This is a genomic window from Paenibacillus gallinarum (assembly GCF_014836635.1).
Taxonomy (GTDB): domain Bacteria; phylum Bacillota; class Bacilli; order Paenibacillales; family Paenibacillaceae; genus Paenibacillus; species Paenibacillus gallinarum.
Window position 1 is genome coordinate 68483 of the sequence record NZ_JACSQL010000015.1, and the last position, 14699, is coordinate 83181.

The window sequence follows — 14699 nt, forward strand, 5'->3', positions numbered from 1 at the left end:
TAAAGGGTGCTTCATTTATTTAGTTTTTTTGTTGCGTCTGAAAAACCAGATCAAGAAAGCAATACCTGCTATTGCGATAATCGCATAAGCAAAATTAGAGTATACACCGATGAAATCAGTGATTTCATGCCAGTTACTACCGAGGGTAGCTCCCACCAGAACCAAAATTGTATTCCAGATTAAGGTACCGATTGTTGTATACACCAGGAATAATCCGAATTTCATATTGGACATACCAGCTGGAATCGAGATCAGACTTCGTACCAGCGGGATCATACGGCAAAATAGTACCGTCCAATATCCGTATTTATCAAACCAGGCGTCTGCTTTGCGGATATCTTCTTTCTTGATACGTAGAATATGTCCCCAACGTTCTACGATTTTCTCCAAACGCTCCACATCAAGTAAGAGACCTACACCGTATAGAATGACTGCGCCAACGACAGAACCGATCGTAGCAGCAATGATAACCCAGAAGACGGTAAGGGACGTGTACGTAGTCATAAATCCGCCGAAGGGCAGTACGATTTCTGATGGAATCGGCGGAAAGACGTTCTCAAGTGCAATAATCAGAGCTATACCAATATAACCAAACTGCTCCATAAAACTTGTAATCCAATTTTCCAAGGTCTACCTCCTAAAATTAAAATCATGTTAAAGTGATTTTTTTAAATTTCGTAAGTAATGAAAACGAATAAAAAAGAAATACAGCACCTGGGCAAGTACAAAACACAAAAGCACAACTCCCATTTTAGATGCAATGGATAAGTAGAACAAGCTTTGCAGTGCAATAAATGCAAAAATGCTGTGAATTACAGCCATTACGGTAGGCACAAAAAACAAAAATGCTAGTTGGCCGGTTACACAGCTCCGAAATTCTCTAGGAGTCAGGCCCATTTTCATCAATGTTAAATACTGTCTTCGATCATAATCCAGATCAGCATAGAGCCGGAAGTATAAGAAACTTCCTGCAGCAATGAAGAAAATAGCGGCAAGCAGCATCGCAATAAATAGAAGAATACGATACATACTTTCTCTGAGAATAAACAGCGTACCGCTTACCGACATCGCATAGGGTTCTCCTGCGTCATAACGTGTTCGTCCATGATCAGCTAGTTCATCTGCTAAAAAAGCGGTCTGCTCAAAATGCTCTACATAAAAACCGGTGTACACATCGACTCGAACAGGGCTGACAATCTGTGCGAATAACTCATCGTGAATAACGAGCGCTTCAAAGCTATCATCAAAGTCTGCGAGTAGATTATCTGGGATAATCACGTGCTTGGTGTAACCTGTTTCTCTAATCGTTACTTCAGGCTCAAGCAGTGTATACTCTTTGCGCTCTTTCAGTCTGATTTTGCTCTTGTCATTCTGTGAACTAATTAGTACATAAGCTTCATTATAGGCGGGAGACTCCTCGGACCATTCATACCCGGCGAGCTGAACTACCTGTTTATAATCTGAAAAAGATATCAGGGGCAGTTCGAAAGAGAATACCTGGTTGTCCTCATCCGGATGAATCGCCGCGTACTTTATCTGAATTTGATCCTTTTTGTAGGGGGTATTTCGGTCTTTGAGCTCTGATGTAATACGCGATAAATGGGCGTCTTCTGATGAATTACCTTCTTTGGATACATAGCCGACAGCAGCGGGATAATCCTCCAGAAAAAGCTCAGTTACCACATTAATCGAAGCAAATACACCCAGCGAACAAAAAGAGATCGTCGAAACCATCGTCACCATAAAGAACAGTTTTGCGTGTTCTTTCATCCGCGTGGAAAGCCCAGAGAACATAATTAAATGAGTTCGTCTGAGAGAAAGCTTTCGGTTTCTTTTTATCCATTGAAGGATGATGACACTAAAATGAGAGTAGAACAGATACGTTCCAACCATCGTGATGATAACTACCGGAATCACCCGATTATATATGCTGTTCGTATCCGACCCGGCTGCTAGTGTATATCCTGTACCGAGTAAAATCAAGCTTAGTAAAGCGAGCCCCAGTGAACCTTCCGGTTTTGTTTTATTCTTAGCCGCTGCTTGAAAAAGATCAATGAGTTTCGCTATACGTACGATTCTCGAGGTGTAAGCAGAAATCAGCAGGAATAAGAACACAAAAGCAAAAAGGGTCAGCATGAGTGGTTGCCATGATAAATAAAACGGAAGAGAGCTAATCTCAAGTGCCCTGGCACTGGCGAGAAAAAACAATTTGGCAAACAGTGCCCCAGCTGCTGTACCTGCCATGGTTGCAGACAACCCGATGATCATATTTTCGAGGAATATGACTTTGCCGAGCTGAGCAAGGGTCATCCCATGCATTAACAGGATTCCGAACTCTTTTTTGCGAGAAGTTAAAAAAGAGCGTACAGAATACAGTACAAACAAGAAGGAAAACAGAAACACCATACATTCTGCCAAAACGAAAGCCTGTACGGCAAGTTCTGAACTTAACCCGCGTCTGATATCAGGATGATAAATCAGCAATGCATTAATAAAAAATACCATTACCGAGAAGGCACTGCTTAAAAAATAGGCAGCATAGGTTCGTTTATTACGGACAACATTCTTAAAGGCGAGCTGTCGTAAGGTCATATCGATCTCCACCTAGTAAAGCTAACATATCCACGATTTTTTGGAAGAAAGCTTGTCTGTTTTCGCCTCGGTATATTTCATTGTATAGCTTTCCGTCTTTGATGAAAATCACCCGCTGACAATAGCTGGCAGCCATTACATCATGGGTAACCATCAGAATAGTGGCATGCTCTTGTTCATTCATTTGCTGCAGCATTGTCATGACATCTTTAGACGACTTGGAATCGAGATTCCCGGTCGGCTCGTCAGCCAGGACAATAGACGGATGATGGATCATTGCTCTCGCAATCGCGGTACGCTGTCTTTGTCCACCTGAAATTTCATGAATCATGCGGTGACGGATGGACTCAATTCCCAGGGTCTGAATAACCTCTTCCAAACGAGAATTCATCGTAGAGAGCGGAATGTTATCAAGGGTTAATGGCAAGACGACATTCTCTTCCACGGTAAGGGAGTCCAGCAGATTGAAATCTTGAAAAACAAAGCCGAGTTCACGCCTGCGGAAAAGCGCCATTTCTTTTGCATTCATCAGATACGGATTGTTACCCCTAATCTTAATGTCTCCGGAAGAAGGAGGGTCGATCGTAGCGATGGCATTCAGCAATGTTGTTTTGCCACTCCCCGATGGCCCCATAATGCCTACGAAATCACCGTCTTTTACTTGGAATCGAATGTTGTCGAGCACTTTATTCTCGATGGAACCTTCATATATTTTTGATACATTTCTTACTTCAAGAAGCGACACTTCACTTTTGCCACCCTTCTCTTGACCGTATTTATTATAATAAGTTCTGCTATGAACTTACCAGCATGCAAACTTACAGTTAACTTACAGATTTGTAAGACTAGAAAATCAGACGAATACAAGTGCCTTCGCCTTGTACGGATTCAATCTCAATTTTGTGACCAAGTTTCTCACAGACTTCCTTTACAAGATAAAGACCCATGCCCGTCGATTCAGGTACGGTTCGTCCGTTTTCCCCAGTGAAAAAAGGATCGAAAATTCTTTCTATATCGTGTTTTGGAATGCCAATCCCTTCGTCTTTTACCTCAAGAATGGTGTGCTGTTCCCGCTCATAACTGTCAAAATATACTTTTCCATTTGTTCGGCGGCTGTATTTCACACTATTCGTAAGCAGCTGAGTGATGATAAATGTTAGCCATTTCTCATCAGATACAATCTTGAAGTTACTCGGTATTTGAATAACAGGAAATACATGATTCCTTATGAACAGTCTCTTCTGATCGGAAGTAATGGTTCTTACGATGGACCCTAGAGATATCGTTTCAATATGCAGATCATGTTCAAAAGAATCCAGCCTTGCGGCATATAGCACCATATCAAGACCTTTTCGCATCCGATCTAACTCATCCTCCATACCATGCGACAATTCATCATCTCGTTCTTGATTTAATAGATGCATCACAGATAGAGGTGTCTTCATCTGATGAACCCATTGATTGATAAAATAGATATGCTGATCCAGCTGTTCCTTCACGCTTAGGAGCTCCGTTTTTTGTTTTTGATCTTGGTGAAGCAGTAGCTTATGAAGGCTTTCAGCTAGCGGCGCATGTTCAGATCTATAGGTTAATTCATCAGGGACTGCCTTAGGTCTTGCAAGTCGCTCGTAAAAATGCCGATGCGTATAGTAGCGATAAATCAAATAAGCTACCAGTAGACTTGTACTAAGCAAGATGGCATAAAGGGAAAGAGAAGTATCCCGCATTCCGCCAAGCCAGTAGACGAAAGAGATGAGTGCGAGTTGGAGCATATAAATAAATAGTAATGGCACTTGTTCTCTTAAAAACAGCAAGATCCCTTTTTTCATGTCTGTTCTTCCAGTTCCGGGCGCAGTCTATATCCTAAGCCGCGAATCGTTTCCACCGCATCAGTCAGTCCCAAAGAACTCAGTTTTTTTCGAACTCGAGTAATGTAGACGTTGAGCGTATTATCATCAACAAAGGTATGTTCATCCCAAATTTTTTCAAGTAACCGGTCTCGAGATACCACTTGGCCCGGTTTTTTCATGAATTCATCCATAATTTTGGCCTCGGTATGACTAAGATCGAGCCGCTCATCTTGATAAAATAAAGCGAGTCGTTCCATATTCAGCGTAAGACCAGCCACCGTTATTGACCGATCCTGTTCACGGGATGAATACGAGCCGAATGCCCGGCGAAGGTGGCTGTTTACCTTGGCAATGACAATATCATAGTCAAAAGGTTTGGTTAGATAGTCATCCGCACCATTTTCAAGGGCCATAACTTGATCCATTTTACTTTCTCTCGCGGATATAAATACAATCGGGCAAGTGGATCGATTCCGAATTTGTCTGCACCAGTAGTATCCATCATAACGAGGAAGATTCACATCCAGCAGGACAAGATGGGGCTGAAAAGCTTCAAAATCTTCAATAACAGTATCAAAGCGGGAGACTGCAAAAGTATCAAAACCAAATTTATGTAATCGTTTCTCAAGCAAGGTGACTAACGTTCTGTCATCCTCCACTATGAATATTTTAAACATGCTTATTCTCCTTCATAGCAATGTAATCTACTTGATTGTATCAAATTTTGTGGAGTGAAGAAAAAATACAGGTGAATATACAATATCTTGCTGTTCCCGTGGAAAACGTGATTGCTAATTTGTGGCGGTACAATTCTTGTTTCTTTTACACTATTATTAATATTGCTAATATTACATCAACGTTACCCACTTGAACTAGAGAACACCGTATTTGTTAACCCCGTTCCATAAGGCATTACCCTTCAAAGTTTTTATAAACTCTCTAATTATTTCAGAATAAATGGAGCACTTTCGGAAGATAGTAAGCGGGCAGAGTATGTCCTAAGCAGCATTATATCCAAATGGCAAAGTCACTCTCTATGAAAACAGTTGAGGGTACGGAAGAAGGCAAACAATATTTGATTATATTTTTCTTGATGTATGTGAGGTGAATATGGAGAAAATATTACTCAAAAAAATAAGGATTGTTTTTTTTATTCTATCTATTGTAATATTCACATCATTTTCGGGGGTCATATTCTTTACAGAAAGTAAGATCACATATCAGGAACTGGATGAGATAATTAAACAAATTGAAGGTTCATATAATGAAAGCGAAATGAAGAATATACCCACTTTATACGAAAAATCCGTATTTGTTGTCGATGGGAATACAGGCAAGATGATAGGCATAAGCCAAAATAATGAACAAGAAATAAACTTTGATGATGCAGAGTCTACAGAAGAGTACTTATTAATCCTAAGAAGCAGTAACAATGGAAAACTTATTAAAATCAACGGTACTTCGAAATTTCTTAAAACGAAAAATATGGACGATACGATCCTAGGTGCTTATGTAGAGGCAGCCACGGTATACAGGACGATCCTAATACAAATTATTTACTTGCTGGCAGGTATAGTGGCAGTCCTTATCAGTGTCATTATGATTGTTAGGTATCATATTAAACGATATGTCTTACAAGATATTTCATCAATTGAATCGAGTATTAAAGAATTAATGGCTGGAAATACGGATGTTACATTTGAAACAGAATACGATACAGAGTTTCGGCATATAACAGCGGTACTAAATGATTGGAAAGATAGTTACAAATATAAAAAAGAAAGAATGACGAGAATGATTTCTTCCATCGACAGTCATGTCGCCGTGTTTGAATGTCTATATTCCATAAACCAGAATTTCTTCTCTGATAATACACAGTATATTTTAGGGGTGAATGATGAAGAGTGGGATGAAATGACCAAGACACCAAAAGGGTTTGAAACATATCTCACCTCATTGATTTCTGATTCTAAAGAAGACATTATTACGCTGAAAAACGATAGATATATCAGGATTGTGTCCTTTAATAACGAAAATGAGTTTTACGGGATGATCATGGATAAAACTGAGGATATGAAATTGAAAAATAAAATGCAACAAGAACTACATGCTGCACACGAGGGTGCTGAAATTGATCCTTTAACTCAATTGACCAACAGAGCAGGGCTAGAAAAGAAAGTGAAAATCTCGTTAGAAAATGAACCAGGACAAGGAACGATGCTGATTTTTGACCTGGACAACTTTAAATTGGTGAATGATAAGCTAGGACATCCGGAAGGGGATAAAGTATTAAAGAAATTCGCAGGTTGTTTGAAATCTTATTTTAGAAAAAACGATATTGTCGCGAGAATGGGCGGAGATGAATTTGTTGTTTTTATTCATTCAAATATAGCTGCAGATATTTTATCAGATAAACTCCAAGCTTTATTAGTTACGATCAGGCAGGAATTAAGCAGCTATGATCGTTATGGACTCTCAACGACTATCGGAGTTGCCTATGTAGATCAAAGTACAAATGGTTATGATGATCTTTATAAATGTGCAGATGTTGGACTATATATCGCAAAAAGACGGGGGAAAAACAGATTTTACATTAACGAAGATCATAGTCGATTGTATGAGTTCTAATAAACCGTGAGGTCTTTATGCATGAATGTGAAAAATGTCACAGTAAAGATTTGTCACCTAATTTATAATTATTTACAAATGGTGAAATAGAAAGTAAAAGAATGACTTAAGCATGACACAAGCACTACGAATAGATTTAAATACGAAAGAGTAATTAGATGTTTTAGAGGGAGCAAATCTCTCAGAGATGGAAAATGAAGTTTAGCTAGCAGAATGATATCATACACCTAGAGTGCTGACCTCTTAAGGGAAGAGATCAGCACAGATCATCTTACCTTTCAATTTTATGAAAATCATAATAAAAGAAATGTTGAGACTACGGAGGCTGAAGAGCCTCCTTTTTGTTTTCTCTAATTATTACCATATATCTTGTTCGTGAGGTATTCACTTGATCGTAGCTGTAGTAGAATGAGAAGAAAATATAACGAATAAAAGGGAGAGAATAGCAGATTGGAGCAGGATATAGAACAATTATGGAGTAATCAATCTGCGGAGCGATGGAAGAGACGCAAGGGGGAACTAGCCGCTTGGATTGAACGCCCGAAACCTCAAAATGGGCAAAAAAAACTGATGCTTTTCGATGATATAGAAGTCGATGCTTCCATCTATCCCGCTCTCATGGCTCTCAAAAATCTAGATTTCAAAACGGAATATTCATGTGCAGGCGTGAGTATTTTGGATGAACCAGAGGACCATTCTCTATACGCGTATGTTACTTTAATGGAAGGTCCAAATACGGATCAATTTGTGAAGTATGCAATGCAACGAATGGGATATCGTTTATTAGTTACATATGAAGGACTCAAACATCGTTATGACCTATCCTCCTTCTATATCTCACAAAATCGTTCTTTTTGTTATGGGCTTGAACTTTGTGCAAAAGAATTCTCTTATAAGATGTTGCAGCCATAACTTTTTGTATGCACATTGTGTTTCTTCTATAGAGAGGGAGTGATTGAATGCGTAAACGTTTTACAGGGATCGCGGTAATAACTTTTGCAATTTCTATTATATTTATGGGATGTACGAATGAAGACCAGTCCACTGAGGCTACCATTGCTCGAAGTGTGCAGCCGGCATATGAAAAAACGTTTACGGACTTGCATCTTGGAGAGGCACATTTTTATAGAGCATTCATTCCGAACGGAGCAGAGAAATGGGTTCATTTTGGAATTGATACCTATATTGGTGGACAGCTTCAAGAAGTGACTCAGGAATTATCTACGGGGAATTTTATTGAAAGAGAAGATGATGAGTATGATCTTGGGCTGGTATTAATGAATCATGGAGATAAGATTCTTGCTCAACTCAATGTAGATGGTACAAGTACAAGCTTGTATGAACTCCCTAAAGCAAAATTGGAGGAAGGTAAGGGACTCTCAACTTCGTGGGTAGAGGCATTGCCAGAGGATGAAGATGTACCGCTAATTGAAGGGGAAAAGCAAATCGTAGGTGCTTATTTAATGAATACGAATAGGCGGATCATATATCATGATTTATCAGATGCTGGGCAGCTTAAGCAGGCGATTCGGGAGAATCACATTATGCATATTCTGTATATGACATTAGAGACTGTGGATAAAATACCACAATAACTATAAAAAAAAACGGAGAGCTTTTACTAAACAGTCCTCCGCTTTTTTGTGAATTTAATATTAGATTCTAGAAGGGATTATGTTAGAAGTAACTACTACAGATATAAATTTAGAGAATTAGATTTCTTGCAATTTCCGTAGCCGAAAATCAGGCATATCTTGCGGTAAATAATGATGGGAAGAAGACAATAGAAGACAATGAAGTCGGGGATAGGTCGCCAAGGAGTTGAGTAGAGCAGTGGTTAAATTAGATTTAAGTCGTGTTGTTTTTATTGGAAGAACATTTGACGAGTATATGTTAATGTTCAACCTATCTAAAGAGGATTTACGTGATCGAAAGATTCTTGACTGTCCTGCAGGTGCTTGTTCTTTTACAGCAATTGCAAATAAAAACGGTGCAGACGTTACTGCAACAGACATTGCTTATTATCATCCTTTTGAACAACTTGCCGAAAAAGGATTTAATGATATTGAGCACGCTATGTTAAACATGGAAAAAGCACAAAGTAATTTTATATGGGATTATTTTAAGTCAGTAGAAGAGTTAAAACAGCAAAGAATACAAGCATTAACTGATTGCTCAAATGATATGAAAGAATCCCCTGATCGTTATATTCCTGCTGTTTTACCTGTATTGCCATTCAAAGATAATAAATTTGAGTTAACTCTCTCTGCACATTTCTTGTTCATGTACGCCGATAGGTTTGATTATGAATTCCACTTGGAAGCAATACAGGAGTTATTGCGTGTCACAAGGGGTGAAGTACGTATATTCCCTTTAAATGATCTATCTTGCAATAGATATGAACATGTAGACAAGATAGTTGATTTCATACAAAGTCAAGGTTACGTTACAGAAGAAATCAAGGTTCCATATGAGTTTCAGAAGGGTGCTAATAGTATGTTAGTAATTAAGAAGGTTTAATAGGGTAATCTTTTCGGTGTTATCTAGATAAAATAGAGGTTCTATGCAAGAAAGCCACTCGATTGTTAGGAGTGGTTTTCTTTATATGATGGATATTCGAATTTCCGAGGGTGATTATTATCAAAATTTTCATCGAAGTGATAGACCTTACAGAAGAAGAGGAAATCCGCATCAGGTGTCATCAAGAGGATGAAGAAATACATGAACTCATTAATAAAATAAAAACCGAAATGCTCATTATACTTGGTTATCATGAGGATAAGATCAGCCGCATCAAAATTAGTGATATTTATTATTTTGAAGCTGTTGACGGCAAAGTGTTTGCGTATGGTAAGGACAACGTTCATGAAGTCAAACAAAAGCTTTATGAATTGGAGGAACTTTGCAAGGAGAAACATTATTTTCGGGCTTCCAAATCCACCATTCTAAATGTAGCTAAGATTTCCAGTATTCATCCGTCGATCAGCGGCCGTTTTCAAGCATTATTGGATAATGGGGAGAAGGTCGTCATATCACGGCAGTATGTCCCTATGCTTAAACACATACTTGGCTTATAAAAGGGGGACCTATATGAAGTATTCCGAGCTTATTAAAGAAATGATAAGAGATTTCTTAATTATATTCGCCTCCATCATGATAATCATCACTATTTTGCGTCAAATCTATGCTCCTGATGCAAATTTCGAATTAAAGACGATTTTTACAATTATGGCATTCTCTTTTCTGGGTGCTTTGACTGGAATCATTTTATATACGCCGCATGCGATTAGCGAGAATAAAATGCGTATACGAGTGATTTTCCGCTTCTTTTTTCTGGAAGCCCTTTTAATTTCTCTGAGTGTCATATTGAATCTCGTATACAGCACATTCGATATTCTATTATTGGCTTTGGAAATCGCCGCAGTATATGCTATCGTTCGCCTACTGACGTATAAGAATGACAAAAAGGAAGCTCAAAAGATCAATGAAAGACTAAAAACATTTAAAAACGAGGTTTAGAAGATATGCATAAACCGCACCTAAATAAATTCGTGTTTGCAGTGTAAATCCACTTTATTGCGTTGTTTTTTTACAACTTATTGGCCCTCAGCTACAGCTTATCGTTTATGCGTATACACCTGCTCTGCCATTTCTTATGATGAACTCATAAAAAGTTGGAGGAGGAGCAGAGAAGTCTTATGGAGATTTTAATACTTGTGGTTACGTTGGTCTTTGAGCTCGCAATTGCCGTTTATTCCATTGCAACCAAGCAAAGCTGCAGCAAGATCAAGAGTTGGATGAGAATCGCAATATTTATAGGATTTATGATGCTGATCTTGGGGGAGATCGTCGTATGGGAGTACACTTGGGGGCTGTTTGCAGGCTTACTCTTTATATTAACGTTCAAGGAAATCGTTGCACTCCTGGGCAAACAAACACACACTCCACGTTACAAAGCATTCTCTACGGTATGGAAATTCCTTTTATTAGCACTGACCGTAGTCGTTACCCTTGTTCCTGTTTTACTTTTTCCACAGCATAGACTGCCGCAAGTGACAGGTCCGTATGCAGTGGCGACCGCCACTTACAGCTATGTAGACAAGAATCGTATCGAAGAATTTACGGATCAAAATGACAATCGGTTGGTTAACGTGGAATTTTGGTATCCTGAACTAGCGGCCGGAACTTATCCTTTGCTTGTGTTCTCCCATGGGGCGTTCGGTATTAGAACAAGCAATACTTCTACCTTTACAGAACTTGCGAGCAACGGTTATGTCGTTGTTTCCATTGACCATCCGTATCATTCTTTTTATACCGTTTCGGAGGAAGGAAAGATCGTGACAGTTAATCCCGAGTATATGGAAGAAGTCAACAATGCAAATAAAGCAGGGGCTTATTCGCTTGGTGAGTATTTCGAGCTTACTCAAAAATGGATGACATTGCGAACAGATGATATGGATTTTGTCATAGATACGATTCTGAAACAAGCCGAGCAGAGAAAAGACTCTGTATATGAGCGCATCGATACAAAGAAAATAGGCGTGTTCGGTCATTCGATGGGTGGCGCGGCAAGCGTAGCACTGAGCAGAGAACACAATGACATTGAGGCTGTAGTAAATATAGATGGTCCGTTTTTTAGCGAACTTGTTTATGACAAAGTTACGAACGAATTAACTGCAAAACCGGAAGCTTACAACATCCCGCTTCTTAACGTTTATTCGGATGATGTGTGGATACAGCTAGACAGCATTTCTACGTATATCGCGAATAGAATTTCGAATGAAAACTTTAAAGATGCATACAACGTTCATTTTAAAGGCGCAAAACATTTAAGTTTAACCGATCTCCCTTTATTCTCGCCTATATTGGCATACCTGTTGCAAGGCGGAAAAGCAGATATCGATAAATACTATGCAATTGACACTCAAAATGAACTTATCCTTCGTTTTTTTGACTATGCTCTAAAAAATCAAGGTCAGTTTGCTCCAAAATCGACGTACTGAGTATCTGCTCCATATGAATATAAAGCACCCTAACAGTGATACCGTATCTTTGCTAACGATTAATGAATATGAAGTGATTTGGGAAAGAAAAAGAGAATTGGAAGTTCCACGTTTGTAACTGACTTTTCACGTTATACAACAAAAGAGTGCCCCTAGCCATTATCATGGCTTATGAGACACCCAAAGGGGATGTTATTTCAGATCTGTCAGTACTGATTAGAGCAAAAAAGATACTTATTGTTATATGTCCAAGAGACCGGAAAGTTCTTTGTCTTGCTGATAGACAGTTTTATTTTTGCCTTCCTTTTTGGCTTGATAGAGCAAAGAATCTGCTTCGTTGAAAAAGCGGGATTTTCCCATACCACATTCGTACCCGGACAGTCCGATGCTTACTGTGACCCGGCGATCTTCCATTTCCATGTGATTGAGCAGGCAGATAGATTCCCGAGCGCGTTCACATATATCGAAGGCTTGATCCAAGGTCTTCTCGGGAAAAAGGATGGCGAATTCTTCTCCACCGTATCGGGCGATAATCTCATTTGAAGTAAGTGACTGCTGCAGAATACCGGCGACTCTCTTCAAAATGATGTCTCCGACCGCATGTCCGTAAGTATCGTTGATAGATTTGAAATTATCAATATCAATAATCGCGATTTGGAGTGGCATCTTATTGGTCTCGCAAAGTTCTATCACATGATCCAAATATTCCTGAAAGGTTCTGTGGTTGTATAAATTTGTTAACGCATCGGTTTTACTTAACCGTTCCATGATGGTGTTGTTGATCAGCAAGTCACGTTCAGATCGAGAAGTCCTGATCAGTCTCTCTAGCAGGTCATTCCCTCTGTGGAGCAGTTGGATCAGAATCAAATATTCTCCGCTCAGAATATAGAAGAGGGCAAACCGTTCAAATATCGTCATATGGTTCCAAATTAATGGAAACAAGAGATACATAATTGCCAGCTCAGCGATGACCATCAAAAAAGCGAAGGTTAGGTACTTTTTAGTAAAATGAAAGGCTGCGACTAACATCGGAATCATCATAACATACTGTATGCCGATCACCCTCATATTGCCGTAAATCAGAACAGCCCCAATCAGGGTACCCGTTAAAATGATCAGGAGGGGATACGATTTCTTATAGTACCTCTCCATCAATTCATTTGCCGTGACGAGAGTGACTTGCACGCAGGTAGGAATCACCAGCTTATGAATTAAGAAATATTGCACATCTTCCGGTTCAAGTTTCATCTTAATAATAAGAGCAACAATTTCAGCTACTAAGGAAATCAAGACCACAATCCAATAGCCGTTCAGAATCTTTCTGTGCCATTTTCTTACGTCTTCAAACATTTCTTGTTCTTTTATCAACGGGTTCGCATCCATTCCACTGGTGTTGTCTTCGTCAAATATACCAATCTTCTTGAGTAGGTTCTATACTCACATGTTGAAAATTGATATTTTCTCAACAGTGATCTATTTTGTATCAATTAAAATCTCTACTGAATCTCCAATTTTGATTTCCATAGTTTCTCTTACCTTACTAGGAATCACAATCCTGCCCAAGCTTATTATAATTTATATACTATCTATGTACCATATTTTACTTATTAAATATTTCTACTATTGATTACGTCGAATGCACATTAATCAGTTATTTTTATTAGCTTATATGAATAGATCTTTGCACCAATGACTAAATAATAACCAAAACCAAATTGGATGTGGGAAGTTAGGGATGAGTACAATTCACTATCTTATATTGAAGGCGAAGTATAATAGAGTTGTAGTAAAATCACTAATTATGGTAAAGGGAGTGTTAATATTAAAAAGGTATGTATGATTCTTCTATCTATTGGACTAATACTTGGCTCCACAGCAGGTTTAACTGGAGTAGCAGAAGCTAAGGAGAAGGTAGTTGCCTATAAAAATTGCACAGAGTTAAATAAGGTGTATAAAGGTGGGGTGGCACGTTCTTCGTCAGTCAAAAATAAAGGTGGAAAAACAAAATACAAACCTTTTGTTTCGAAGGCGATCTATGATGCCAATAAAAAAATGATAGAGACAAAGATTTTATAGCCTGTGAACGATAAGTGCGTCCGGTTCAAAAATCAATTTAGTAATCTAATTTGAATTGACTCCTGTAGACCTTAAGCAACTTATTTTAATATATTAGATAATAAAGTAATATATAGAAGAGAATTTTCATTCAAATGGGATAATTTACAATTAGAATAGTAATAGTTATTATGATATATTATTAATCCACCACTTAAAAAAGTGGCTATTACAATGAGTTTTAACTAGTAATTATAGATAAACTCTTCACTAAGATTAATAGTTTATATTACCAGTTGATTTAATCATTGAGATGTGATAAATTATAAATCCGGTCGAAAAACGCCGGAAAGATTGATCTTTGAAAACTGAACAACGAGGAGTTTTACGTAAGTAAAACTCATGAGTGAATTAATACATTTCAATTTGTTGGTCATAACAAATTGATAGAGAACTTTTAGTTCTCGTCAGCATTTTCTAAATGAGCATATCGCTCTCAACGATATTTTGAAGGTTAGATATTTTCTTGAAGTTATTCAAGAAGTGTTTGACTCGAAAAATCTATATTGGA

The 14699-nt window shown here is 38.3% G+C and carries 14 protein-coding genes and 1 pseudogene; 8 read left to right on the top strand and 7 right to left on the bottom strand.

What is annotated here, in order from left to right; translation table 11 throughout:
* Nucleotides 1–15: 15 nt before the first annotated feature.
* From H9647_RS22270 to H9647_RS22290, 5 genes are all read right to left on the bottom strand, one after another.
* Nucleotides 16–627: a DedA family protein gene (locus H9647_RS22270; RefSeq protein ID WP_191804189.1), complete on the bottom strand. Its 612-nt coding sequence runs from the start codon at nucleotides 625–627 to the stop codon at nucleotides 16–18.
* Between the two features lie 27 nt (nucleotides 628–654).
* The gene (locus H9647_RS22275) at nucleotides 655–2592 is read right to left on the bottom strand and encodes an ABC transporter permease (protein WP_191804191.1); all 1938 of its coding nucleotides are present in this window, start codon (nucleotides 2590–2592) and stop codon (nucleotides 655–657) included.
* Nucleotides 2567–3337 carry an ABC transporter ATP-binding protein gene (locus tag H9647_RS22280; RefSeq protein WP_191804193.1) on the bottom strand — a complete coding sequence of 257 codons (771 nt, stop codon included), beginning with the start codon at nucleotides 3335–3337 and terminating at the stop codon, nucleotides 2567–2569. The genes H9647_RS22275 and H9647_RS22280 overlap by 26 nt, the downstream gene beginning before the upstream one ends.
* A 100-nt stretch (nucleotides 3338–3437) precedes the next feature.
* Nucleotides 3438–4421: a sensor histidine kinase gene (locus H9647_RS22285; RefSeq protein ID WP_225229498.1), complete on the bottom strand. Its 984-nt coding sequence runs from the start codon at nucleotides 4419–4421 to the stop codon at nucleotides 3438–3440.
* Nucleotides 4418–5119 (bottom strand): response regulator transcription factor, encoded by a 702-nt coding sequence (locus tag H9647_RS22290; RefSeq protein WP_191804195.1) that lies wholly within the window; start codon nucleotides 5117–5119, stop codon nucleotides 4418–4420. Before H9647_RS22290 ends, H9647_RS22285 begins: the two co-directional genes overlap by 4 nt.
* 598 nt (nucleotides 5120–5717) lie before the next feature.
* On the opposite strand from H9647_RS22290, the gene H9647_RS22295 reads away from it, so the two are divergent.
* The 7 genes from H9647_RS22295 to H9647_RS22325 all read left to right on the top strand — a co-directional run bounded on the left by H9647_RS22295 (nucleotide 5718) and on the right by H9647_RS22325 (nucleotide 12073).
* Nucleotides 5718–7070: a GGDEF domain-containing protein gene (locus H9647_RS22295; protein ID WP_191804197.1), complete on the top strand. Its 1353-nt coding sequence runs from the start codon at nucleotides 5718–5720 to the stop codon at nucleotides 7068–7070.
* Between the two features lie 450 nt (nucleotides 7071–7520).
* On the top strand, nucleotides 7521–7982 hold the full coding sequence (locus H9647_RS22300; protein ID WP_191804199.1) for a hypothetical protein: 462 nt from the start codon (nucleotides 7521–7523) through the stop codon (nucleotides 7980–7982).
* A 47-nt stretch (nucleotides 7983–8029) separates the two neighbouring features.
* Nucleotides 8030–8665 carry a hypothetical protein gene (locus H9647_RS22305; protein ID WP_191804201.1) on the top strand — a complete coding sequence of 212 codons (636 nt, stop codon included), beginning with the start codon at nucleotides 8030–8032 and terminating at the stop codon, nucleotides 8663–8665.
* A gap of 295 nt (nucleotides 8666–8960) precedes the next feature.
* Nucleotides 8961–9590 (top strand): SAM-dependent methyltransferase, encoded by a 630-nt coding sequence (locus tag H9647_RS22310; RefSeq protein WP_404822646.1) that lies wholly within the window; start codon nucleotides 8961–8963, stop codon nucleotides 9588–9590.
* Between the two features lie 110 nt (nucleotides 9591–9700).
* Nucleotides 9701–10147 carry a LytTR family DNA-binding domain-containing protein gene (locus tag H9647_RS22315; protein ID WP_318245358.1) on the top strand — a complete coding sequence of 149 codons (447 nt, stop codon included), beginning with the start codon at nucleotides 9701–9703 and terminating at the stop codon, nucleotides 10145–10147.
* Nucleotides 10148–10160: 13 nt separating this feature from the next.
* Nucleotides 10161–10589 carry a DUF3021 family protein gene (locus H9647_RS22320; RefSeq protein WP_191804205.1) on the top strand — a complete coding sequence of 143 codons (429 nt, stop codon included), beginning with the start codon at nucleotides 10161–10163 and terminating at the stop codon, nucleotides 10587–10589.
* A gap of 179 nt (nucleotides 10590–10768) precedes the next feature.
* Complete coding sequence (locus H9647_RS22325; RefSeq protein WP_191804207.1) at nucleotides 10769–12073, top strand: alpha/beta hydrolase family protein; 1305 nt, start codon at nucleotides 10769–10771, stop codon at nucleotides 12071–12073.
* A gap of 240 nt (nucleotides 12074–12313) precedes the next feature.
* Here H9647_RS22325 and H9647_RS22330 read toward each other — a convergent pair whose 3' ends face one another.
* Together H9647_RS22330 and H9647_RS26340 are read right to left on the bottom strand one after the other, a co-directional pair.
* Nucleotides 12314–13456, bottom strand: a complete 1143-nt coding sequence (locus tag H9647_RS22330) for a GGDEF domain-containing protein (RefSeq protein WP_191804209.1) — start codon at nucleotides 13454–13456, stop codon at nucleotides 12314–12316.
* A 90-nt stretch (nucleotides 13457–13546) separates the two neighbouring features.
* Nucleotides 13547–13636: an AbrB/MazE/SpoVT family DNA-binding domain-containing protein gene (locus H9647_RS26340; RefSeq protein ID WP_191804212.1), complete on the bottom strand. Its 90-nt coding sequence runs from the start codon at nucleotides 13634–13636 to the stop codon at nucleotides 13547–13549.
* A gap of 273 nt (nucleotides 13637–13909) precedes the next feature.
* On the opposite strand from H9647_RS26340, the pseudogene H9647_RS22340 reads away from it, so the two are divergent.
* A pseudogene (locus tag H9647_RS22340) lies at nucleotides 13910–14163 on the top strand (excalibur calcium-binding domain-containing protein).
* Nucleotides 14164–14699: the final 536 nt, after the last annotated feature.